The sequence below is a fragment of the Caulobacter endophyticus genome (genome assembly GCF_003116815.1).
GTDB classification, from domain to species: domain Bacteria; phylum Pseudomonadota; class Alphaproteobacteria; order Caulobacterales; family Caulobacteraceae; genus Caulobacter; species Caulobacter endophyticus.
Genome location: NZ_QDKQ01000053.1, coordinates 43,618 through 66,456 on the forward strand (window position 1 = coordinate 43,618; position 22,839 = coordinate 66,456).

Annotated in this window: 20 protein-coding genes, 1 tRNA gene and 2 pseudogenes; 12 read left to right on the forward strand and 11 right to left on the reverse strand. The window is 68.3% G+C overall.

The window, feature by feature from the left end; all coding sequences use genetic code 11:
- The first annotated feature begins 56 nt into the window (after window positions 1-56).
- On the forward strand, window positions 57-1,370 hold the full coding sequence (locus DDF67_RS14770; RefSeq protein WP_109101632.1) for an MFS transporter: 1,314 nt from the start codon (window positions 57-59) through the stop codon (window positions 1,368-1,370).
- Here the strand turns inward: DDF67_RS14770 and ku are convergent.
- From ku to DDF67_RS14800, 6 genes are all read right to left on the reverse strand, one after another.
- Complete coding sequence (gene ku, locus DDF67_RS14775) at window positions 1,367-2,218, reverse strand: non-homologous end joining protein Ku (RefSeq protein WP_109101633.1); 852 nt, start codon at window positions 2,216-2,218, stop codon at window positions 1,367-1,369. The genes DDF67_RS14770 and ku overlap by 4 nt on opposite strands.
- A gap of 13 nt (window positions 2,219-2,231) precedes the next feature.
- Window positions 2,232-3,689 carry an alpha,alpha-trehalose-phosphate synthase (UDP-forming) gene (gene otsA / locus DDF67_RS14780; RefSeq protein WP_109101634.1) on the reverse strand — a complete coding sequence of 486 codons (1,458 nt, stop codon included), beginning with the start codon at window positions 3,687-3,689 and terminating at the stop codon, window positions 2,232-2,234.
- Entirely contained in the window at window positions 3,686-4,465 is a 780-nt protein-coding gene (gene otsB / locus DDF67_RS14785; protein WP_109101635.1) for a trehalose-phosphatase, read from the reverse strand. Before otsB ends, otsA begins: the two co-directional genes overlap by 4 nt.
- Before the next feature lie 133 nt (window positions 4,466-4,598).
- The gene (locus DDF67_RS14790; RefSeq protein ID WP_109101636.1) at window positions 4,599-6,395 is read right to left on the reverse strand and encodes a glycoside hydrolase family 15 protein; all 1,797 of its coding nucleotides are present in this window, start codon (window positions 6,393-6,395) and stop codon (window positions 4,599-4,601) included.
- A gap of 29 nt (window positions 6,396-6,424) precedes the next feature.
- Window positions 6,425-8,578, reverse strand: coding sequence for an amylo-alpha-1,6-glucosidase (locus DDF67_RS14795; RefSeq protein ID WP_109101637.1), 2,154 nt, complete (start codon window positions 8,576-8,578; stop codon window positions 6,425-6,427).
- 112 nt (window positions 8,579-8,690) lie between these two features.
- On the reverse strand, window positions 8,691-9,755 hold the full coding sequence (locus DDF67_RS14800) for a glycosyltransferase family 4 protein (RefSeq protein ID WP_109101638.1): 1,065 nt from the start codon (window positions 9,753-9,755) through the stop codon (window positions 8,691-8,693).
- 271 nt (window positions 9,756-10,026) lie between these two features.
- On the opposite strand from DDF67_RS14800, the gene DDF67_RS14805 reads away from it, so the two are divergent.
- From DDF67_RS14805 to DDF67_RS14815, 3 genes are all read left to right on the forward strand, one after another.
- Entirely contained in the window at window positions 10,027-11,463 is a 1,437-nt protein-coding gene (locus tag DDF67_RS14805; protein WP_109101639.1) for a L,D-transpeptidase family protein, read from the forward strand.
- 233 nt (window positions 11,464-11,696) lie between these two features.
- Entirely contained in the window at window positions 11,697-12,377 is a 681-nt protein-coding gene (locus DDF67_RS14810) for a DUF882 domain-containing protein (RefSeq protein ID WP_109101640.1), read from the forward strand.
- A gap of 30 nt (window positions 12,378-12,407) precedes the next feature.
- Complete coding sequence (locus tag DDF67_RS14815; protein ID WP_109101641.1) at window positions 12,408-12,758, forward strand: hypothetical protein; 351 nt, start codon at window positions 12,408-12,410, stop codon at window positions 12,756-12,758.
- Window positions 12,759-12,761: 3 nt separating this feature from the next.
- On the opposite strand, the gene hfsH is transcribed toward DDF67_RS14815, so the two are convergent.
- The 4 genes from hfsH to hfsE are packed head-to-tail and all read right to left on the reverse strand — an operon-like array spanning window position 12,762 to window position 17,360.
- Entirely contained in the window at window positions 12,762-13,544 is a 783-nt protein-coding gene (gene hfsH / locus DDF67_RS14820) for an oligosaccharide deacetylase HfsH (RefSeq protein ID WP_109101642.1), read from the reverse strand.
- On the reverse strand, window positions 13,544-14,473 hold the full coding sequence (gene hfsG / locus DDF67_RS14825) for a polysaccharide biosynthesis protein HfsG (protein ID WP_109101643.1): 930 nt from the start codon (window positions 14,471-14,473) through the stop codon (window positions 13,544-13,546). Before hfsG ends, hfsH begins: the two co-directional genes overlap by 1 nt.
- A complete protein-coding gene (gene hfsF, locus DDF67_RS14830) occupies window positions 14,470-15,909 on the reverse strand; it encodes a polysaccharide biosynthesis protein HfsF (protein ID WP_109101644.1) in 1,440 nt (479 codons plus the stop codon). Before hfsF ends, hfsG begins: the two co-directional genes overlap by 4 nt.
- Window positions 15,910-15,911: 2 nt before the next feature.
- Window positions 15,912-17,360 carry a polysaccharide biosynthesis protein HfsE gene (gene hfsE / locus DDF67_RS14835; protein WP_109101645.1) on the reverse strand — a complete coding sequence of 483 codons (1,449 nt, stop codon included), beginning with the start codon at window positions 17,358-17,360 and terminating at the stop codon, window positions 15,912-15,914.
- 140 nt (window positions 17,361-17,500) lie between these two features.
- Between hfsE and DDF67_RS14840 the strand changes: the two genes are divergently transcribed.
- From DDF67_RS14840 to DDF67_RS14875, 8 genes and pseudogenes are all read left to right on the forward strand, one after another.
- Window positions 17,501-17,591: transfer RNA gene (locus DDF67_RS14840), tRNA-Ser, on the forward strand.
- Window positions 17,592-17,864: 273 nt separating this feature from the next.
- Window positions 17,865-18,026 (forward strand): annotated as a pseudogene (locus DDF67_RS14845) (phage integrase central domain-containing protein); the annotation flags it as partial.
- A 198-nt stretch (window positions 18,027-18,224) separates the two neighbouring features.
- Window positions 18,225-18,590: an MmcQ/YjbR family DNA-binding protein gene (locus tag DDF67_RS14850; RefSeq protein WP_146198038.1), complete on the forward strand. Its 366-nt coding sequence runs from the start codon at window positions 18,225-18,227 to the stop codon at window positions 18,588-18,590.
- The gene (locus tag DDF67_RS14855) at window positions 18,590-18,889 is read left to right on the forward strand and encodes a putative quinol monooxygenase (protein WP_109101647.1); all 300 of its coding nucleotides are present in this window, start codon (window positions 18,590-18,592) and stop codon (window positions 18,887-18,889) included. Before DDF67_RS14850 ends, DDF67_RS14855 begins: the two co-directional genes overlap by 1 nt.
- A 268-nt stretch (window positions 18,890-19,157) precedes the next feature.
- Window positions 19,158-19,997 carry a DUF1206 domain-containing protein gene (locus tag DDF67_RS14860; RefSeq protein WP_109101648.1) on the forward strand — a complete coding sequence of 280 codons (840 nt, stop codon included), beginning with the start codon at window positions 19,158-19,160 and terminating at the stop codon, window positions 19,995-19,997.
- 231 nt (window positions 19,998-20,228) lie between these two features.
- Window positions 20,229-20,534, forward strand: coding sequence for a PadR family transcriptional regulator (locus DDF67_RS14865; protein ID WP_109101649.1), 306 nt, complete (start codon window positions 20,229-20,231; stop codon window positions 20,532-20,534).
- Window positions 20,534-21,151, forward strand: a complete 618-nt coding sequence (locus DDF67_RS14870; RefSeq protein WP_109101650.1) for a hypothetical protein — start codon at window positions 20,534-20,536, stop codon at window positions 21,149-21,151. The genes DDF67_RS14865 and DDF67_RS14870 overlap by 1 nt, the downstream gene beginning before the upstream one ends.
- A gap of 86 nt (window positions 21,152-21,237) precedes the next feature.
- Window positions 21,238-21,995: pseudogene (locus tag DDF67_RS14875) on the forward strand (IS5 family transposase).
- Window positions 21,996-22,349: 354 nt separating this feature from the next.
- On the opposite strand, the gene DDF67_RS14880 reads toward DDF67_RS14875, so the two are convergent.
- Window positions 22,350-22,655 carry a hypothetical protein gene (locus tag DDF67_RS14880; protein ID WP_109101652.1) on the reverse strand — a complete coding sequence of 102 codons (306 nt, stop codon included), beginning with the start codon at window positions 22,653-22,655 and terminating at the stop codon, window positions 22,350-22,352.
- Window positions 22,656-22,839 lie beyond the last annotated feature (184 nt).

Here is a 22,839-nt window from a genome sequence, read left to right on the forward strand (position 1 = left end):
GCGCCCCTGCGCGCCGGGCCTTTTCCTTGCCCCGAAGTTTTTTCCAGGAGTTCCCGATGGCTGCGCCCAAGAACCCCGAGCGGTTCGGCATACTGGCGATCGAGCCCGGCGTGCGCGCCGGCCACATGTGGACCGCGCTCTACGCGGCCTTCGTCAACATCGGTCTGGCCACGACGGTCGCGGTGATGACGCCCTACGTGCTCAGCGCCAATCTCGGCGTGCCGCTCGACCGCCAGGGCTCTGTCCTGGGGATCCTCAATCTCGTCAACGAGGTGGCGCTGCTGTTCGTGTTCGGCCTGGCGGGGGCCCTGGCCGACCGGGTGGGGCGCCGCGCGGTCTACGCCATCGGCTTCCTGGCCACGGCGGCGGGCTACCTGCTGTTTCCGCTGGCCACCAACATCTGGGACCTGTCGCTCTACAAGGTGGTCTACGCCATCGGTATCGGCGCGACCACGGGCATGCTGTCGACGATCCTGGCCGACTATGTGAAGGCCCGCGATCGGGGCAAGATCGTCGCCATGTCGGGCATCCTCAACGGCCTGGGGGTCGTGATGCTGGCCCTGGCCATCGGCAAGCTGCCATCGGTGTTCGTCGGTCAGGGCATGGACGAGAAGACCGCCGGTCAGGCCGCGCTGGCCATCGCGGCGGCCCTGTGCCTGATTTCGGCGGCCGCCATGTGGCTGGGCCTCAAGCCCGGCGTGGCGACACGCTCGGTGGAACGGGTCAAGCTCTCGACCCAACTGGGCGTCGGCGTCTCGGCGGCCAAGACCAATCCGCGCATCGTGCTGGCCTACGCTTCGGCCTTCGTGGCCCGCGGCGACCTGGCCATCGTCGGCGCCTACGCCATCGCCTGGGGCAAGAAGGCGGCGCTGGAGGACGGCGCGAGCTTGGCCGACGCCCTCGACCAGGGCCGCATCCCGTTCGTCGTCGCCCAGTCGGCGGCCCTGCTATGGCCGGTGGTCGTGGCCCTGATGATCGACAAGGCCCACCGCCTGACGGCCCTGGCCGCCTGCATGCTGCTGGGCGGGGTCGGCTATCTGGCGACGATGTTCATCGACGATCCGCTGAGCAAGGCGGCCATGCCGCTGTTCGTGCTGCTGGGCGTTGGCCAGATCAGCGCCTTCATCGGCTCCCAGGCCCTGATCGGCAAGGAAGCGCCGGAAGAGGGCAGGGGCGCCGTCATCGGCTTCTTCAACCTGTGCGGCGCGTTCGGCATCCTGGTGCTGGGCACCCTGGGCGGCGTGCTGTTCGACGTGATCAGCCCGGCCTCGCCGTTCGTGCTGGTCGGCATCCTCAACGCCGTGGTCGGCCTTGGCTGTATCTATCTTCGCCTGAAGGAGGCCAAGTCGCCGGTGGCGCAAGAGGCCTAGGAGGCCTTCTTCGTCTTGGCGGAGGCGGCCTTCTTCGGGGCCGCCTTCTTCGCTGGGGATTTGGTCGTGGAGGCCTTGCCGCCGAGGCTCTTGCGCAGGGCCTCCATCAGGTCGACCACGTTGGTGTCCTCGGGCGGGGCGGCGGCGACCTTGGTCTTGCCGCCCTTTTCCTTGCGCTTGATCAGGTCGCGCAGCGCTTCCTCGTAGCGGTCCTTGAAGTCCTTCGGCTCGAACGGGCCGTCCTGCTGCTCGATGATCTTGCGGGCGATGGCGATCATCGCCGGATCGGCCTTCCTGGCCGGAATGTCGTCGAACAGGTCGGCCGGATCGCGCACCTCGTCGAACGACCGCAGCGAATAGGCCACCAGCCCCTTGCCGCGCGGCTCGATGGCCAGCAGGCGCTCGCGCGTGTGCATGACGACCCGGCCCAGCGCGATGCGCTTGGCGCCGGCCATGGCGTCGCGGATCACGCTATAGGCCTCGACCGCCAGCTTGCCGTCGGGGACCAGGAAATACGGATTGTCCCAGTAGAGGCGATCGATGTCGGCCACGTCGACGAAGCGCTCGATGTCGATCGTGCGGGTGCTCTCCAGCCGCACGCTCTCGATCTCCTCTGGCGTGACGATGACGTAGCGATCCTTCTCGACCTCGTAGCCCTTGACCAGGTCCGAACGCTCGACAGGGCCGAGGTCCGGATCCGTGGCGACCATCCGGATGCGGTTGTGAGTCTTGGGGTGCAACAGGTTGAACCGCACCTCGCCGCCGGGATTGGTCGCTGTGTAGAGCGCCACCGGGCAGGTGACGAGCGAGAGCCGCAGATGGCCCTGCCAGGTGGGACGTGGGGCCATCTGCGTGTCGCTCCTACTTCTTGGCCCCGGCGAGCACCTTCTTCACCGTGGTCACGGCTGGCTCGTCCGGGCTCTCGGTGTTGGCCGCCTGGACCGTGGGATCGCCCTTCAGGGCGGCCACGAAGTCGTCGCGCCAGGCGGTGACGTCCTGACGGGTGACGTTGTCCATCAGATCCTCCCAGCGCCGCTTGCGCTCGCCTTCGTCCATGGCGAGCGCCTGGGCCAGCGCGTCCGAGATCTCCTCGGGGCTGTTGGGATTGATGATCAGCGCCTCCTTCATCTGGCGCGCGGCGCCGGCGAAGCGCGACAGGATCAGCACGCCCGGGTCCTCGGGATTCTGCGAGGCCACGTATTCCTTGGCCACCAGGTTCATGCCGTCGCGCAGGGGCGTGACCAGCGCCGCCTTGGCCGCGCGATACACCCCCGCCAGCTCGTCGCGCCGATAGGAGCGGTTGAGATAGCGGATCGGCGTGAAGTCCATCTCGGCATAGGCGCCGTTGATGCGGCCGATCAGGCCGTCCAGCCGGTGGCGGATGTCCTGGTAGGCCTCGACCTCGTCGCGCGACAGCGGGGCGATCTGCAGCAGCATCACCTCGCGCCGGGCGTCTTCGTGGTCATGCAGGAACCGCTCGAAACCGAGCAGACGTTCTTCCAGGCCCTTGGAGTAGTCGAGGCGATCCACGCCCACGACCATCTTGCGGAACACGCTGTGCGCCGCCATCCGGTCGTAGACCCGCATGGCGCGCGGGCTCTTGGTGATCCGCGCGAAGTCGTCGGCGTCGATGCCGATCGGGAAGGCCCCGGCCTCGGTGATCTGGCCAAAGGCGCGCAGGCGGCCGTCCTCGGTTTTCTCGCCGCCGACCTCGTTGAGCACGTAGCCCTCGAAGGCCTGCAGGCTTTCTTCCGTCTGGAAGCCCACGACGTCGTAGTGGAAAAGCGCCTCCACCAGCGGCCGGTGGCGGGGCAGGGTGACCACCAGCTGGTGGGCCGGCCAGGGGATGTGCAGGAAGAAGCCGATGCGGTTGGTCACGCCCAGCCGCCGCAGTTCCCGCGCCATCGGGATCAGGTGGTAGTCGTGCACCCAGATGATGTCGTCCGGCTCGATCAGCGGGCGCAGGGTCTCGGCGAAGCGCTTGTTGACGCGGTCATAGCCCTCGCCGAACGAGCGGTCGTAGGCGGTCAGGTCCACGCGATAGTGGAACAGCGGCCACAGCGTCTTGTTGGCGTAGCCGTTGTAATACTCCTGGTAGTCGCCTTCCTCGAGGTCGACCGTGGCGACGGTCACGCCCTCGATGCGCTGCATGTTCAACTGGCCGGTGAACTCCGGCGTAGTCTTGCCGCTCCAGCCGAACCAGATGCCGGAATATTCGCGCAGCGCCGCGGCCAGGGCCATGGCCAGGCCGCCGACGCTTTCCTCGCCCTTGCCGGACGGCGGATTGACGCGGTTCGAAACGACGATCAGGCGGCTCATCGGGCGGCCTCCTGGGCGACCGCGTCCAGCCAGGCGTGAACGGCCTCCGGACCGTCGAGGCGATAGCTGGCGGCGGTGGGGCGCTCGGGACCGACCAGCACGCCGTAGCCGCCCAGGCGACGGGCGGCCTCGAAGCCGTCCTCGTCGGTCAGGTCATCGCCGATGAAGATCGGCAGCGCGCCGTCGAAGGCCGGCTCGCGCAGCAGGGCGGCGACGGACGAGCCCTTGTCCTGGCCCGGCGTGCGCAGTTCGGCGACCATGTCGCCCAGTTGCAGGACGAGGCCAGTCTGGCGCTTCAGGCGCTCGGCCGCCTCGATGACCGCGTCGGCGGCCGACGGCGTGTTGCGGTAGTGCAGGCCGACGCTCAGGTGCTTGTCCTCGAAGATCAGGCCGCGATCGCAGCGGGCCAGGTCGGCCAGCACGTCGCGGGCTTCAGCGAGGCCCTCGTGCGGCTGCGCGCGGAACACGCCCTCGGGGGTGCGGCGCTCCAGGCCATGGACGCCGGCCATGTAGGCCAGGCTGTTTGCCCCCAGGATGCGGGAAAGATCATCCAGCGAACGGCCGCTGATCACGGCCACGCGGTCGTCGAAAGCTTCGCGCAGGCGCGCGATCAGCGCCGCGCGGGCGGCGTCCGGACCCACGTCGTCCGGACGGGGCATGATCGGCGCTAGGGTCCCGTCGAGGTCGAGGAACAGCGCCGAATTGGCAGGAATACTGGTGGGCGGCGACGGAAGATCCGACGACGCAAGCCGAGCGGCAGACCCGTACGTGGTCATGCAGTTAGGCCCCTTTCACTATGGAACTCAGCCGCCAACAACGCCCCGACGCCAGGTTCGATCCGCCTGACGTGGCGCTCGGGGGGTCACGTTTGACTGACCAAAACGTGAGGGCGAAGGGGTTGACCTAGCTTCAGCGTACCGAAGTCCAGGGCCTGCTGAGCAGCGCCGCGCAATTGATCAGACCAACCAACGAATAGGTCTGCGGGTAGTTGCCCCACAGCTCCCCGTCCTCGAAGCCGATGTCCTCCGACAGCAGCCCGGCCGAGGTGCGGCGGTCGAGCATTTCCTGGAACAGGGCCCGGGCTTCCTCGACGCGGCCCTCCAGGTAAAGCGCCTCGACTAGCCAGAAGGTGCAGATGTTGAAGGCCGTCTGCGGCGTGCCGAAATCGTCGGGCAGGGCGTAGCGCAGCAGGTAGGATCCCTTGCGCAGGCCAGCCTCGATCGCCGCCACCGTGGCCTTGTTGCGCGGGTCGTCGGCGGCGATGAAGCGCAGATCGACGAGCTGCAGCAGGCTGGCGTCCAGCTCCTCGCCGCCGAAAGTGGCGGCGAACCGGCCCAGCGTCTCGTTCCAGGCATGGGTGTCGATGGCTTCGCGCACCTTGGCCGCGCGGTCGTTCCAGAACTGGGCGCGGTCGGCCAGGCCCAGCTTCTCGGCGACATTGCCCAGGCGGTCGCATGCGGCCCAGCACATCACCGAAGAGTAGGTGTGAACATTGGCCCGGCCGCGGAACTCCCACAGGCTGGCGTCGGGCTGGTCATGCAGTTGGAAGGCCCGCTCGCCCACCGGCTCAAGGGCCTTGAAGTCCTCGATCGTGCCCGGCCGCAGCAGCCGCTCGTCGAAGAAGGCCTGGGTCGAGGACAGGATGATCTGGCCGTAGACGTCGTGCTGCTGGTGCTCGAAGGCCTGATTGCCGATCCGCACCGGCCCCATGCCGCGATAGCCGGGCAGGTCAGGCGCGAAACGTTCGATCAGGGCCGGCTCATAGCCCACCCCGAACAGCGGCTGGATGTGGCCGCCGGCCGCCCGGTCGACGATGTTGCGCAGGTAGGAGAGGTAGTTCTCCAGGATGTCGGCCGCGCCCAGCCGGTTCAGCGCCTGGACCACATAGTAGGCGTCGCGTAGCCAGCAGTACCGATAGTCCCAGTTGCGGCCGCTGTTGGCGTGTTCGGGGATCGAGGTGGTCATGGCCGCCACGATCGCTCCGGTCTCCTCGTGCATGCAGAGCTTCAGGGTGATGGCCGCGCGGATCACCGCCGACTGCCAGTCCAGCGGCACTGCCAGGCCCCGCACCCAGTTCAGCCAATAGTCCTCGGTCTGCTGCAGCATCCGCGTGCAGGTGGCCCCGACGTCGGCGTCGAAGCCCTCGTCGGCGCCCAGGAACATCGCCAGGGTCCGCTCAACGCGGAAAGTGCGTTCTTCCAGAATGTGGGAGACCGGGCAATCGGTGGTCAGCCGCAGCGTCATGTCCGAGCACAGGTAGCGGATGTGGTTGGAGCCGTTGGTGTGCTCGGCCAGGCGCGCGCCCCAGTTGGCGGTCGGGCGCAGGCGGATGGTGGCGCGGCACACGCCGCTGATCGGCCGCACCAGGCGGATGAAGGCGGTGGGGCGATAGATGCGGCCGAACTGCTGGAAGCGGGGGGCGAAGTCGATGATCTCCAGGCTCGCGCCGTCGGCGTCGGTGACCACGGTGCGCAGGATCGGGGTGTTGCGCAGGTAGGCCTGCTCGATCTTCACCGCCCCGTCCACAACCACGTCCCACAGGCCCTTGCCGCCCTCGAACGGCGGCTCGAGGCCCCCCAGCAGGGTGCTGAACACCGGATCGGAGTCGATGCGGGGCATGCACCCCCACACGAAACGGCCGTCGCGGTCGATGAGGGCGCTGACCGAGCAGTTGCCGATCGGAAACAGGTCGAGGTTCTGGGGCATGGCTTTTGTTCTTCTTGGAATTTTCGGGATCAGCAGCGGGTCAGGATCGGCACCGTCGAGCGTCGTCCGCCCTGTACGGTGACGTGCCGGCCGACATGCTCGAAGGCCAGGTCCGTCAGGCGATCGCCGACGCCCAGGTTCTCGATCGACAGGCTGTCGATGCCGATCGGCAGGCGCGGCTCCTGGATGCGGATCTCGCCCGCCCAGCCGTCGACCGTGATGCCCAGGCAGGCTTGTAGCATCATGAAGGCCGAGCCTGCGGCCCAGGCCTGGGGCAGGCAGGCGACCGGATAGGCCACCGGCGGCTCGCCCGGCTGGCGAGGGAAGCCGCAGAACAGCTCCGGCAGCCGCATCTCGTAGTGGGCTGCGGTCTCGAACAGGCCCGAGGTCATCCGAACCACGCCGTCGCGATGGCCGTAGCGGGCCAGGCCCATGGCGCAGATGGCGGTGTCGTGCGGCCAGACCGAGCCGTTGTGATAGCTCATCGGATTGAAGCGCGGCTCGCCCTCGGCCAGGGTCCGTACGCCAAAGCCGTTGTTGAACGCCGCCGACAGCAGGGTCTCGGCCACCTTGGCCGCGCGCTCGGGCGAGGGCAGGCCGCAGAACAGCAGGTGGCCCGGATTGGAGCCGCGCACGCGGCAGGGCTTGCCGTGGCCGTCGACGGCCATGGCGTAGAAGCCCTTGTCCTCCATCCAGAACCGCTCTTCGACCATGGTCCGCAGGTGCTCGGCCTTGGCGCTCCAGCGCTCGGCGTTTTCGGTTTCGCCGCGCCGGCGGGCCAGATCGGCCATGCCCTTGAAGGCGGCGAAGGCGTAGCCCTGCACCTCGACCACGGCGATGGGGCCGTCAGGGAACTTGCCGTCGGCGTGGAAGACGCTGTCCTCGCTGTCCTTCCAGTTCTGGTTGGAAAGGCCGGTGTCGGCGCCGCGGGCGTAGTCGATCAAGCCGTCGCCGTCGCTGTCGCCGAACTGTTCGATCCAGGCCACGGCCGCCTGCAGCGCGTCCCACAGGCCGTCGATGAAGGCCAGATCACCGGTGCGCTCGGCATAGGCGCAGGCCAGGGCCACGAACAGCGGCGTGGTGTCGACCCCGCCGTAGTAGCGCCCGAACGGCAGCTCGCCGAGCCTCGTCATCTCGCCCTTGCGGGTCTCGTGCATGATCTTGCCGGGCGCGCTGTCGCGGAAGGCGCTGACCTCCTCGGCCTGATGTTCCGCCAGATAGGCAAGCACGCCCTTGGCCAGCCGGGGCTCGATCCAAAGCACCTGCCAGGCCGTGATGATCGCGTCGCGTCCGAACGGCGTCGAGAACCAGGGAATGCCGGCATAGGGGTAGGGGCCGGTCTCGAATTCGGTCGTCAGCAAGGCCAGGTCCGCCCGCGATTTCTCCAGCCAGTCGTTGAACAGGCGGCCCGAACTCTTGAGGCGCGCCCCGCGCCGACGGCGGCCGCGCATGTCCAGGCGCGCGCGGGCCGCGGCGGCCCGCCAGCGTTCGCGGGTCGGCGGATGGTCGGGAACGGGGCCCACCTCCAGATAGAGATCGAAGTGGCTGTCGGGCGTCAGCATGAACATGAACTCGGCCCGCTGCGGGGTCAGCCGTCCGGGCGGTTCGGAAAAGGCGATCACGCTGTCGCGGCGCAGCTCGTCCAGGCCCTGATAGGCGAAGTGGACGGAGCGGCCGTTCAGTTCGGCCGGCAGCACCCGGCCCCTGGCCTTCCGCTTGGAGCCGCGCACCTCGAACATGTCGTGAAAGTCGGCGTCGTACTCCAGGGCCACCGGCAGGATGACCATGTCGCGGCTGTAGTTTACGAACCGCAGGCGCTCGTACAGCCGCTCGGACCACAGGAACCGCTTGCGCTCCACATGGATCGCGCCGTGCGGGGCCGAAGCGCCGCCGAGTGAAGGCAGGGTCTGGTTGGTCGAGTGCGAGGTGAAGAAGACGTTGTCCTGCGAGACGCTGGCGCTCAGCAGGGCTGGCGGCCGTCCGCCGATCAGCAGTCGCAGCCGCGACAGCAGCCGCGTGTCGTCGTGAAAGAGGCCGTCGGCGGCCCCCAGCACGTCGCCGAAGGCGTCGGCCACCAGGAAGGTGTCGCGATCCTTGAGAGCGAACAGCCGGTAGGGCACGCGCGGTTCGCCGGTCTCGCCATGCTCGCCCGCCGTCACCGGGGTCGGCGCCAGATCGTCCATCTCGTTGCCCCTTGTCTAAACGCGATCAGCGGCCGCGCCGGGGAGGGCGCGGTCGCTGAACTTGAAAGCTACAATGCGGCCTCAACCCGGCGGGGCTGGGCCGCCTTTAAGGTCATGCGCTCTGGGCGAGCGTCAGGCGCGGCGGCTGGGCCGCCTTGTCCAGGCGCGCATAGATATCCTCGTACCGGCGAGCCATGGCGTGGGCCGAGAACCGGGTCTCGAAGCGCTCGCGCACTGTCTGGCGCGACAGGTCGGGCAAGCGGCGCAGGGCCGCGACTGCCTCGTCCTCGTCGTCGACGATGAAGCCCGTGACGCCTTCCTCGATCACTTCCGGCACCGATCCCCATTGGTAGGCGATAACCGGCGTGCCGCAGGCCATGGCCTCGATCATCACCAGGCCGAACGGTTCGGGCCAGGCGATGGGGAAGAGCAGGGCGTCCGCACCGCCCAGGAAGGCCGACTTCTCGGCGTCGCCGATCTCGCCAACGAACTCGACCAGCGGATGGTCCAGCAGAGGCTCGACGACGGTGTGGAAATATTCCCGGTCGGCGGCGTCCACCTTGGCGGCGATCTTCAGCCGGCGACCCAGGCGCTTGGCGATGGCGATCGCCCGCTCGGGACCTTTCTCCGGCGAGATCCGCCCGAGGAAAGCCAGGTAACCCTCGGATTTCGGGTGATATTCGTAGATCTCCGCGCACATGCCGTGCAGCACCGTGCCGGCCCAGTTGGCGAAGGGCAGGGGCAGGCGCTGGCTATCGGAAATCGACACCAGCGGGAACTGCGGCCAGCGCCGGTAGACCCCAGGCAGGTCCTTCAGATCGAGGCGCCCGTGCAGGGTGGTCAGGGTCTTCTCCGCCATGTTCTCGAACAGCGGGAAGTGGATCATGTCGGTGTGGAAGTGGATGACGTCGAATTCGTCGGCGCGCCGGCGAACCTCGGCCAGCATGGCGATGTGGGCGGCGAGGTCGGACTTGAGGGGAGCGGGATCGAGGCGAATGGCCTGGTCGCGGACGACCACGAGGTCGGCCTTGGTGCGGGCTTCGGCGGAAGCGAACAGGGTGACCTCATGGCCGAGGTCGACAAGCGCGTCCGTCAGGTGCGCGACCACCCTCTCGGTGCCTCCGTAGAACCGCGGCGGCACGGCTTCATACAGGGGCGGAACCTGGGCGATTCTCATTATGGCTGGTCCTGACAAGGACGATTATGGCGCAAAGGCGCCGTCGTCGAACTGCAAACCGCGAGTGTGGCGTTAAGGTTCCGCAACGTCAGAAAGAACCAAACGGGGACCTTGGCCGTTGGACTTTCACGATACTCGCGTTGACGACCCCGACGCGGAATTGCCATTTGAGAAGCGCGCGGAAGACCCGCGCGCAACATGCGTGCGAGACCCGTCGACGGTGAGAAAAAGCCTGAAAGTTTCGACCGCCCTGCTAGGGGCGGCGCTGTGGATGTCGGCGGCTCCGGTCGTTCTCGCTCAAGCTCAGGTCCGGGCTCCCCGCGCGCCGCAGCAGGCGCCGGTGACCGTGCCCGCGCCGCCGGCCCTGCGCGCCGACCAGATCGACCTGCTGGTCAAGGCGCTGAACGACGCCCCCTCGCATGGCTTCGAGCCCGGCGCCTTCGCGCCCGATCGCGCCCTGGCCCTTCTGGACTCGCGCAACGCCGCCGATCGCCAAGCCGGGGCGACCCAGCTCGTGGCCCTGACCATGCGCTACGCCAAGGCCGTGCACAGCGGCCGCCTGGCGGCCGCCGACTTCGACGGCGATTGGGGCCTGCGCCCGGCCGCCTACGATCCGGCGCCCGGCTTCGCCGCCGCCGTTCAGAACGACCGCGTGGCCGGCTGGCTGGAAGACCTGTCGCCGCCCTATACCGGCTACCAGACCCTGCTGAAGGGCCTCGTCACCTATCGCGACCTCGCCGCCAAGGGCGGCTGGGCCGTGATCCCCGAGGGGGCGCCGCTGAAGCTCGGCGACAAGGGCGATCCGCGCATCGCCCAGCTCGAGGCGCGCCTGGCCATCGAGGATCCGACCATCGCCGTCGACAAGGCCCCGGTGTTCGACGAGGCCCTGCAGCAGGCCCTGATGCGCGCCCAGAAGCGCTTCGGCCTCAATCCCGACGGCGTGCTGGGCAGGGGCACGCTGGCGGCGCTGAACGTCCCGGTGCAGCTGCGCATCGACCAGATCGTCGCCAACATGGAGCGCTGGCGCTGGTTGCCCGAGGAGCTGCCGGCCGACCGCATACAGGTCAATATCGCCGCCGCGGTGATGAGCGTCTTCCATCACGACGCCCCGACCCTGACCATGCGCGCTGTCACCGGCCGTCCGGGCGACGAGACGCCGATGCTGCAGTCGCAGATCCACTCGATCGTGCTCAATCCGCCGTGGAACGTGCCCAGCTCGATCGCGACCAAGGAGCTGTGGCCCAAGGAGCGCGCCAATCCGGGCTACCTCGCCCGCAACGACTTCATCGTCATTCCCACCGAAGGCGGCGGCACGCGCCTGCAGCAGAAGGCCGGCGACAAGGCGGCGCTGGGTCTGGTGAAGTTCGACTTCAACAACCCTTACGGCGTCTACCTGCACGACACCCCGTCGCGGGCCAAGTTCGCCAGCTACAGCCGCCTAGCCAGCCATGGCTGCGTGCGCCTGGAAAAGCCCATCCCGCTGGCCAAGCAGCTGCTGGACGGCAGCGCCGAGTGGACGGCCGAGAACGTCGACGCCACCATCGCCTCGGGCAAGACCGTGCGCGCCCAGCTGCCCAAGCCGATGGCCGTCTATCTGCTCTACTGGACCGCCTATGTGACCCCGGACGGGCAGGTGAATTTCCGCGACGACCCGTATGGATGGGATCGTTCTCTGGTGCAGCGTATCGCCGCATCCAATGCCGTCTGACCGCTTGCCTTAGGCGGCCAAGCCGCTGTCTTTGCAGCACTTGAAGCGTGGCCTGAGCAGCGAATGCTCAGGCTTTCGGCGGCTCCGCGTCCATCGGGGCGGCTTGACCCGACGGCCCTCGTCAGGCCTCTTTTGGCGCGTAAGTCTTTCCGATCGGGAAAGTTTATCGTGTTCCAAGTGAGCGCGGGCGGCCTCTTTGGCGGCCTGACGCAGTCAGTCGGGAAAGCGTATCTATGATCGAACGACGCAAGCTCCTGGGCCTTGGCCTGGGTGTGCTGGGCGCCAGTGCGGTCGGGCCGATGGCGGCCTTCGCACAGTCCAAGTTCGGCCCCGGGGCCGATCCCATCGCCGACCTGCTGATGAAGCAGGGCGACCTGGGCAGTGCGGCCGAGGGCATGCCTGAGAACGGCCTTCCCGAAGCGCCGGTTCCCGTCGCCGAGCCGAAACGCATCATTTCCGCCGAACCGCGCTGGGTGAAGCTGCACAACGTGCACACCCAGGAAAAGCTGGAAGCCGTCTATTTCGACAAGGGCGAATACGTCCCTGACGCGGTCCAGGCCCTCGACAAGGTCCTGCGTGACTATCGCACCGGCGACGTCTCGCCGATGAATCCCAAGCTCTACGACATCATGGCGGGCCTGGCGGCTCGCACCGAAAGCAAGTCGCACTTCCAGATCATCTCCGGCTATCGATCGCCCAAGACCAACGCGATGTTGCATGCGCGCAGCGGTGAAGTCGCCAAGCGCAGCCTGCACATGGACGGCAAGGCGATCGATCTCTATCTGGAGGATGTCTCCCTGGATCGGCTGAGGACTGCGGCCCTCGACCTGAAGCAGGGCGGCGTCGGGTACTACCCCGTCAGCAATTTCGTTCACGTGGATGTCGGCGCGGTCCGACGCTGGGTCGGCTCCTAGGATCGGAGCCTTCCCCTTAGGGAGCTCCAGATGGCCAAGGCCGAACGTCGCGGCAATCCGTTGGGATGGATCGTCCTGGGCTTCGTCGTCGGGGCGGTCGCCGCCCTGGGCGTGATCCTGGTGGTCAGCGCCGGGGTCGGGTTCGAGAGCTCCGGCTACGAGGAAGGCGCGGAAATCCGCACCACGGCCGATGACGCCGCCAGCGCGGCCGTTTCGCGCACTCCCGCCGCCCAGGCCGCGCCTGCCCCGGTCGCGCCCGAGCCCGAAAAGCCGCCGGTCGTCGAGGCCCCGCCCGCTGCGCCCAAGCCTGCGCCCGAAGTCGACCCGCAGATGGCCGACGACGCGGCGGCGGCTGGCATGACGTCGCGGACCCGACAGTAGGCGCTACAGCCCGATCCGGCGCGAGCCTTCCGCCACGGTCACCACGTCGAAGCCGGCGTTGACCGCGCCGTCGACCAGCCGCTCCAGCGCCTGCACCGTGCAGCCCCAGGCCGACGGCTGCTCGGCCACGTCGTGGGTGTAGAGGATCAGCCAGGCCTTTCGCCGGTGGGCCTTGTCCAGCCAGTGCAGGGCGACGTCCTCGCCATCCGCGCCCTCGATGCCGACGGCCGGGGCCTGGTTGAGGTCGGCGCCGTTGGCGATCAGGCCGTGGTGCAGGGCCCGCAGGGTCTTGAAGCGGCCGGCCAGCGCCGTCTTGGCCGGGGCGGCGACGTCGCCGTACGGGTAGGCGAAGCTCACCGCGTTGCCCACGCCCCACGATGCCAACGCTTCCGTGTTCTGCGCCACGTCGGCCAGGGCGACCTGCGTGGTCGCCTGGCCGCAGTCGAGGTGGCTGAAGGTGTGACAGGCGATCTCGTGGCCGGCCGCGTGCAGGCGGGCGGCGTCCTCGCCGGTGGCGTAGCGGCCCATCGGCCCGTCGCGCCCGGTCAGGCCGGCGGCGAAATAGTAGGTGCCGCGAAAGCCGCGGCTTTCCAGCACCCGGGCGCCCGCCTCGCAGGCGGTGGCCGGCGCGTCGTCGAAGCTGAACGAGACCATCGGCCGCTCCAGCTTCACCTGCGCCGGACGGCGGTGCTGCAGGCGGATCAGCCGGCGGCGGACCTTGCCGTTCAGCGAGCGGTCCGGCTCGTAGGCGTCGACCTTCTCGTAGGTTTGTTCGACTGCGGTCATCACACGGCGTCCGAATAGAGGGCGGCCCGGTAGAGCCGCATGGAGAATGCGCGAAGCGGGGTGGGCAGGCTCTCGGCCAGGGCGATCGCCTTCAGCCACGGCCGCCAGGTCCCGCGCAAGGGAACGGCCTTCAGGGCCTTGGCGACCTTGTAGCTGGAATAGGCGCTGACCACGTCGCGGTGGGCGGCCACCACGCGGGCGAAGTTGGCGGCCGACTGCTCGTACTTGGCGGCCATCACCGGCGCGGGATCCAGGCCCAGGTGCGTGGCGGTGTTGTCGATGTGCAGGATCGGATGGGCGCGGGCCACCCGCATGGCCCACTCCACGTCTTCCCAGCCCCAGCCGGCGAACCCCTCGTCGAAGGCGATGGTCTCGAAGACGTCGCGGCGCACCAGCAGGTTGGAGGTGAAGACGTGCTTCTCCGGCGCCTGGGCCCGCTGCGGGGCTGGCGTGCAGTCGCTTTTCAGCGCCATGGCCCGGTGCAGGGCGTGCTCGGGCCGGATCGGCGTCTGGTCCAGGGTGAAGCCGCCGAAGGCCACCGGGGCGTCGTCGTCGGCCACCGCCAGCCAGCGCGCCAGGAAGTCCTTGGGATCGGGCAGCATGTCGCTGTCGAGGAACAGGAGGTGCCGGCCGCGGGCGTGGGCGGCCAGGCGGTTTCGGCCCTGGGCGCGGCCGGCGTTGCGCGACAGCCGCACGAAGCGGGCGGGGCGCTTGAGGCTGCTGATGATCTTGCCAATCCGCGTAGCCAGGGCCTCGTCGCCGCCGCCGTCGTCCAGCACCACGATCTCGGCGGCGTGGTCCTTTCCGTCCAGGGCGCGCAGCAGGGCGGTTGGATCGTCGCGATAGGTGGGGATCAGCACCGACAGGCGCGGCGCAGCGCCCGCCCAGGCGGCGTTGTCGAAGATCGTCTCGGTGATCGGGGCGCTCATGCGGTGCGGAACCTGCGGGTGATGACGGCCAGCCTCGCGCGCGCGCCGCCGGCGTCGAGCAGCAGGGCCGCGCCGCCGAAGGTCGCCGCGCCGAGGCCCGCCTTGAGGATCAGTTCGAACAGGCCGCCGATATCGGGCAAGGCCAGCACCACGGCCGCCATCAGCCCGCAGGACAAGCCTGTCCTGGCCAGCGCCTCCCACGGTATCGGCAGGGCGCAGGCCTGGCGACCGAGCACCCCGGCGGCGATCGCGCCGAGCGCGTAGCTGGCGGTGGTCGCCCACAGCGCGCCGGAAAGGCCAAAGCGCGGGATCAGGATCAGGTTCAGCGCCAGGTTGGCGCCGGCCGGGATCGCCATGCAGACGCTCAGCATCGTCGTGCGGCGTCCCAGGGTGAAGGCCTGCAGCAGGTAGTAGGTGGTCACGCCCGACAGCCAGCCGCTGGCGGCGATCCATGGCGTCACGCCCGCGGCGCCCTCGCGCAGGGCCGGGCCGATCATCACCTCGGTCAGGGGGCGAGCGACCAGCGCCAGGCCCACGGCCGCTGGCAAGGTCAGCAGCACCATGAAATCGGCCTGCTCGCGGGCGCTGTCCTCCAGCGCCGGCTGGCCGCCACGCTCCAGCGCCGCGACCATGGCCGGACCGCCGGCCATGCCCAGCCAGATGAACACCACGTCCAGGGTGCGAGAACCCAGTGAATAGCCGGCGTGGTAGACGCCGACCGCGCTCTCGTCGAGGAAGGCGGCCAGCAGGAAGCGGTCGGTGGTCGACAGCACCAGCGCCAGGATCAGTGAGAACGCCACCGGCAGGCCGTAGGCGGCGTACGCCTTGGCCATCGCCTTGTCGAAGGTTCCGCCCTTCAGGCGCTTCAGGTCGGTGGGCAGCACGAACACCAGGCACAGCAGGGCGACCGCGCCCGTTCCCATGATCGGCGCGGCGCCGCCCAGGCCCCACAGCGCCAGCACCAGGCCCAGGGCGAAGCCGCCGACGGTCTGGATCACGTCCAGCAAGGCCGCGCCCGACACCTCGCCGGCCGCGCGGCGGCGCTCCTGAGACATCTTGGCCAGGCTCTTCACCGCAGCGGCCGCGAAGGCGGCGGCGATGGCGACCTTCAGGGCCGGGGGCATCGGCCAGAACCGCAGCACGACGGTCGCCAGCACCGGGATCGCCAGCGCGGTCAGGATCCACAGCCGATAGAGCGTGGCGAAGTGGTCGGGCAGGCGGCCGTCCTCGTCGGCGCGGGCCAGGAACCGGGCCATGGCGGCTTCCGTCCAGGTGAGGAACGCCGTCTGGGTCAGGCTCAGCACCGAGAACGCCAGCGCGTAGATCCCGTACTCGGCCGGAGACAGGATCTGCGTGAACAGCACGATCGTCAGGAGGCCTACGACCCCCTGGGCGATGTTGACGGGCAGGTAGCCCAGGACGCCGCGCCAGAACATGGTCAGCGCACGGCGGTGTTGTCGCCCAGCAGGCAGGGGACGGTCATCAGGATCACGTACAGGTCCAGCCAGAACGACTGCCGCTCGATATATTCTACGTCGTAGGCCACGCGCTGGCGCACCAGTTCAGGGGTGTCGACGGCGCCGCGCGAGCCCTTGATGGCCGCCCAGCCGGTTACGCCGGGCTTCATGCGGTGGCGATGGGCGTAGGTGGCCACCAGCTTGGCCGACTCCACGTCGCCGGTCATCATGCCGATGGCGTGGGGGCGGGGCCCCACGATCGACATCTCGCCCGACAGCACGTTGAACAGCTGCGGCAGCTCGTCGAGGCTGGTGCGGCGAATGAACTTGCCGACCCGGGTGACGCGGTCGTCGTCGGCGCTGATCTGGCGAGCGGCGCGGGCGTCGGCCATCTCGTGACGCATCGAGCGGAACTTCCAGATCAGGATGGTCTCGTTGTTGAAGCCGTGACGGCGCTGGCGGAAAAAGATCGGACCGGGGCTGTCCAGCTTCACGGCCAGGGCCACGCCCAGCATCACCGGCGCGGCGACGATCAGGCCGATCCCGGCGATCACGAGGTCCTGCGCGCGCTTGACCATCGCCCGGCGGGCGTCGGTCGGGGCGCCCGACAGGTCGGCCAGGTGCGCTAGCGCGGCGTCGCGGTCGGCGTCGCCGCCGACGTCGACGATCATGCTGACCGGGTTGGGAAGTTCCGACAGGCGCTCGACCAGTTGGCCGACGCGGGCCTGGGCGGTGGATTCGACGGCGATCACCACGCGGTCGACGAAGGGCATGATGCGGTGGTCGACCAGGGCCTTGGTGTCGCCCAGCACAGGCACGCCCAGCACGGCCTCGGGGGCGCGGGCGGCGCGGTCGTCGAACACGCCCAGCACATTGACCTCGCCGGTGCGCAGGGCCGCGGCGATCAGGCGCTCGGCGTTGGTCGTGGCGCCGACCAGCACGATGTTGGGCGTCAGCTTGCCGATCCGCCGGCCATGGCGCACCACGGCCCACCAGGCCGCATGCACCGCCAGGAAGGCGGGCAGGGCGGCCAGCACCCAGCCGGCGGCCGCGAGCGAGCCGGCGACAAGGGGTGTCAGCACCACGGCCTGGACGGCCAGCGCCGAGGCGCCGATCGCCGCGCCGACCCTCAGCAGGTGGCGAGTCAGCGGCTCGCGATGGGCGAAGGCGTAGGCCTCGAAGCCGTGCAGCGCGATCAGCAGCACCACGGCGCCGACCAGCGGCGCAGCCAGGCCGCCGTCGCGGGCCAGCCACAGGGCGAAGGCGGCGGCGAGAATCGAGTCGACGATGCGGAAGGCGCGGGTGAGGTTCTGGATCTGCACCCGGGCGCGGGCCGGGGTCAGTCGTTCCGGCCGAAAGGGGCCCCGCCGGCTTTGTGCGGCGGCTGACGCTGGGGAAGCGTCCGCGGGGCGGGCGAGGGCGGAACTCATGATCGCTCTTGGGCTTCTGCGCACGGGAGAACGGGGTTCAACCTAGCGTGGCCGTCTGAGCGTCGCGTTAACGCGATTTTCCTTCACGCCTCGATTGTCATTCGCGAGCGAACAGGCTATCGAACCGCTCCCTCTCAGGAGGAGACGTGGCCGAGAGGCTGAAGGCACCGCTTTGCTAAAGCGGCATACCTCAAAAGGGTATCGAGGGTTCGAATCCCTCCGTCTCCGCCATCCCCCCTTCCATAGCTGTCCACCGCCGCCCGGACGGGTTCGGGAAACCCTTGCCTCATAAGGGAAAATCGCGAGAACGTTTGGACGCGTCCATCGCAATCCAGCACCGTCGACGTCGGGACCGTGGGCAGGAACTGGGGTAGCGATGGCCCGGATTCCTGAACGACCGGCCGCGCTGCAGATTCGCAGAATCGATTCTCCAGGCCTCTATTCGCTGGCGGCCTATGCCGACCGCTCGTCGGCAAGCTCGCCGTCGGTGATGTCGGCGCCGATCAGGTCCTGGAGCCGACCTGGGCGACCAAGGCCGAGACCGCCAGCCGTCTGCGCGGCCGCATCGAGAACGTGCTCGATTGGGCCGCCGCCCGCAGATATCGGCAAGGAGACAATCCCGCGCGCTGGTCGGGGCGCCCGGACAAAATCCTTCCGGCTAGGTCCGCTCGTCGAGGATCTTCAGCAGGCTGTTGAGAATGGCCGTCGCCGCTTGCCTGCAAAGGCGCTAGCGTGCTGCGTGTAGACGCGGCTCGGTGGGGCTTGGGGCGTCAGCGGGGATCGACATGGGGCGTTTTCTGCAGTTGCCGGCGGGCGAGCGGCGCCTCGGGGTCAGAAGGGCGGCGCATGACGCGAGAACACATCATGACGCCGGACGCCTTTTCGAGCTTGGCCACGCGGCTAAGTCCCGCCGTGAAATCCCATCGGGTGCTCGACACGGTTCAGTTTCGGCTAGGCGGTCGCGCCTTCGCGACGCTCGGTTGGCCAGAGGCGGGCAGGGCGGTGGTCAAGCTCAGTCTCAAGGACCAGGCCGCGGCCTTGGCGCTCAGTGACGCGGTGAGCGTTGATGCGAGCCGGCCGCGCAATTCGGGCCTGACCTTGATCCGGCTCGAACGCATCGACGATGACGCCATGGCCTACATCCTGACCGCCGCCTTTAGCGAGGCCTATGCCAAGGCCGCGCGTTCGCAGCCCGCGCGCGGCCGCGCGGCGACGCTGGGTGTCGGCTGATGGGTAGGGGGGTCAAGATCGTCGCCTTCCTGGCGGCGCGCGAGGGCAGGGCGGCCGAGTTGGAGGCGCTGCTGGCGGACCTGGCGATCGCCAGCCGGGCCGAGCCGGGAAATCTGCGCTGGGACGTCTGGCGTGACCAAGCCGACCCGAACCGCTTCATGCTCGACGAGCTCTACATCGACAACTCCGCGGTGGCGGCCCATCGCGCCAGTCCGCATTTCGCGTCCTATCTGGCGCGGATCGGCGATCTGGCCGAGCGCACCGCGTGGGTGCTGGATCCGGCCAACCTCGGCCGGTGACGATCTGTTGTGAGGGCCCCAAAACGCACAAAAGACTAGAGTGGCGCGAGAAGGGAGGACCGGCTGTTAAAGAGCCAGAGAAGGTCGGTTTCGGATGCGGCTGCTCAAGCCGGCCCTGGACCGCGACGTTGACGGCGGTATCGAGGTCACCTTTGCGCCGACGGGCGTGATTTGCATCATCAAGGGTCTGTAGGGGCCCTCTTGGTATAAGTTGACGCCTTCAAGAGCGCGCCGGGAACAGCTGCGCGGGCAATGCCGTTGCGGCGCAATGGGCGATCTTCCGCGCAATATTCTTAAACCCGGCCCTCTTCGCAGTCTGCTGGAACGGATGGCCCGACTAGGCTATGCGGCCCGCGGCGCCGTCTATATCGGGTTGGGCTGCCTGGCCATGCTTGCGGCGCTTGATGTCGTACCCCGTGCACGTGGTGCTACGGCCATGCTGGCGGCGTGGGCCGCCTGGCCGCCGGGCGTCGTGCTCATCGCCATCGTCGCCGCAGGGCTGGCCGGGTTCGCCGCATGGCGAAGCTTGCAGGCGGTGTTCGACGCCGATCGGCACGGGAATTCACCCAAGGCTTTTGCCATCAGGGCGGGACAAGCGCTTAGCGGCGCGATCTATGCCGGCTTGGCCTGGTCGGCGCTGGAACTGCTCGACGAGATTGAAGACGTCGGAGAGGCCGACGAGGAGCAGACCGCCGACGCGACCGCCGCGGCCATACTGTCGTTGCCCTATGGCGACACATTGCTCCTGCTGGCCGGCGTCATGCTGATGGGCGCCGGTGTCGGAGGTATCGTCCAGGGGGTGATCCAGGACTTTGCCAAGCGCTTGGATTGTCGGCCGGTCACCTGCCGACGCCTCGTGCCGCTCGCGCGTTGCGGATATGTCGCCCGAGGCTCGACGACCCTGTTGGTTGGCTTGTTCTTTTCTATTGCCGGATTGCACGCGCGTGCCGGCGAGGCGCGAAGCTTGGGCGGCGCCCTGCAGTCGCTCGAAGCCCAGCCTTTGGGATCCTCGCTTCTGGGGCTGGTGGCGCTGGGCCTCGTCGCCTTCGGCGTGTTCGGCTTCGCCGAGGCGTTCTATCGACGCATAAGGCCGCCGGAGTTGGATTAGATGCGCTTTGGAGCCCAGCCGTGATCGAGGTCTGGGTGGTCGCGGTATGGACCCTCGCCACAGGGGCGGGTGTTGACCAAAACGGACACTTGCTGGCTACGGCGATTTGATTGCCCGGAATGGGCCGCCCAACGAACTTCGGTTTACGACCCGTCGGACCCTCTGGGACGGCTTTGTATAATCGACGCTGCAGGGCGTTGACTCATCTCGATATATATCGAATATGGATCTATGGCATCGAAACGCAAACCTTCAGCAGCGGCTCAGACACTGCTCGCGGCCTTCCTCGCAGGTCCGGCCAACTGGCGTTATGGCTACGATCTGACAAAGGAGACGAAAGTAGGCGCGGGCACGCTCTACCCTCTCCTTGATCGCTGGGCGCGTCAGGGATTGCTTGAATCTGAGTGGCGCGCCGCCGACGCCCCAGGACGCCCCGCGCGACACGCCTATCGCCTGACGTCGGCCGGGATCGTTTTCGCGCGGACCTGGGCAATATCGCCCGCCGTAGTGGAAAATCTGAAGCCGAGCATGGCCTGATGCGCAAGTTGGCCAAGCATCTAGTCGCTCATGCGGCGGCCGTGATCGCTCCCCTGCGACCGACGCAGGCCCGCGCGATGGTTGCCGAACTCGATCATATCGAAAGCGCGAGCGACGCTTTCGATTTCGCGCTGGGCTGCGTTGTCGCCGCTTATAGCCAGCGGATGAGCGTTCTCGCCGCTCTGGCTTTCTCCGCTCGCCTAGGTACAGCCCTCGCGGCGAGTCTGTTCGGCCTGCTGCATATCTTTCAGCCCTGGTCCAACGTCGCCTTGAAAATGCGGCTGCTTGCGGATCCCGGTTTTACCGCCTGCGGAACGCGTTGCGAAAGCTGGGTACGTATTGTCGGCGACCTGCCGCTCAGTCATTGGCTATGGCAGCAAGGCGTCATGGCTGCGTTTGGCGCGTTGCATCTCGTCGCCGCTGTGCTGCTGCTGCGCGGCAGTATTGGGCGCCTCGCCTGGACGAGCATGATGGTCGCCGTGCTTGCGCTCGCCATGCCGGCGTTTGGAGGCGGCGGCATCACGTTCCCGGCGATCTACATTCTTCTGATCGCAATGATGTTGGCCCTGGGGCACGGCCTGGCCAAGCTGGAACATTGGAACTTTACGCGTCGCTAGACGGCTAGGACCTAGGGTCCGTACTCAATAAGCGCTGGCGGTAGTGCGAGGTTGCTGATTCAAGGCTTCTGAAAAGGAGCCTTGAGATGACCAGGCAGGTTCAGTGGCTTAGCGACGAGGAGTGGGCTCGGATCGAGCCGCTGCTGCCGCGCGGACGCAAGGGCGCGCATCGCGTGGACGATCGCCGCGTGGTCTCGGGCATCGTCCACATGCTCAAGAGCGGCGCGCGCTGGCGCGACTGCCCGCCGGAGTTCGGCCCCTACACGACGGTCTACAACCGCTTCAACCGCTGGAGCCGCCAGGGCCTGTGGCTGCAGATGTTAGAAGCCCTGACAGGGCACACGGGCATCTACGGGGCAGCGATCGACGCCACCCACATCAAGGCTCACCGCTCGGCGGCCGGCGCAAAAGGGGGGCCTTCCTCCAAGCCATAGGCCGTTCACGCGGCGGCCGCACCACCAAAGTTCACGGCCTGGTCGATGAGCGCGGTAAGCCGCGGGTGCTGCTGCTCAGCGCGGGGAACATCAACGATATCAGCATGGCGGCCGCCCTGATCCAGGCCGCTGGGCCATTCCGTCGTCTGCTCGCCGACCGCGCCTACGACGCCAACCACTTCCGCCAGAGACTGGCCGAGCGCGGCGCCGAGGCGGTTATCCCCTCGACCACCTCGCGCAAGGTCCCCATCCCCTACGACGCCAAGGCCTACAAGGATCGAAACCGCGTCGAGCGCATGTGGTGCCGGCTCAAGGACTTCCGACGCGTGGCCACTCGCTATGACAAGCTGGCTAGGAACTACCTCTCCGGCGTCCTCATCGCCGCCCTCTGCGCCTACTGGCTCAATTGAGTCCAGACCCTAGGGCGCGTTAGCGCAGAAGCGTCCGCCATCCACCCTTCTCGGAAGTTGCTGGCGCCCGCCATGGGCTATCCAGCGCCACGTCTCTGGCCGGTCGTCGTCGCGGTGTTGGCCTCTGGTCGGCTGGCGCCTGATGGCGGCCTTCGGGACCACCTGTCGAAGCGCGCGCCAACACCGGACTCCGGCTTTGGCGGGTGTCCTCTGTCCGCGACGGTCTTGGTTGGCCTGAGGGTGTTCGTGGCTCGCGCCTACGACACGAAGATCATCAGCCGCGCCGAGGTCGAAAAGCGCGGCCTGGAGGTTGGCGAGTACGAGGACCTGGAGCCTGCGCCCGCGCGCGACCGTCTAGGTCTTCGGCTCGGCCAGGCGCGCCAGCACCCTGTAGCGCTCGGCAAGCTGTCCAGCGAGCGGGGCGATCCTGGCGCGCGCGGCCGGGTTCTCGCGGCAAAGATCGGCGGTCACCGCCGCCACCAGGTCAAGATCGGGATGGGCCAGGCGGCGCTGCTGGTCGGTGAGCCGGCGCAGATAGCGCGGATCGGCGTTGGCGGGGTAGTCGGCGATCGCCTGGCCGACCTCGGCCGCCATCTGGGCAAGGCGCGGCGCAAGGCCGGCCGCCTGGGCGGCGCGAAGGAAGTTGTCGAGATCGGACATGGCGCCGGGCTAGCAAATTGGACTTAAGGTCAAGTTTCGCGGGCGTTCGCGGAGGAAAGCCGTCCACCGTTTTTGCATCGCCATGGCGTGCGCGCGAGACGCGTTTTGTCTCAAGTCGGCAAGGGCGGCGGTGACGCTAGGGAACGATCGGCCCTGCCACTCGCTAGCCGTCTTCGTCACGGCG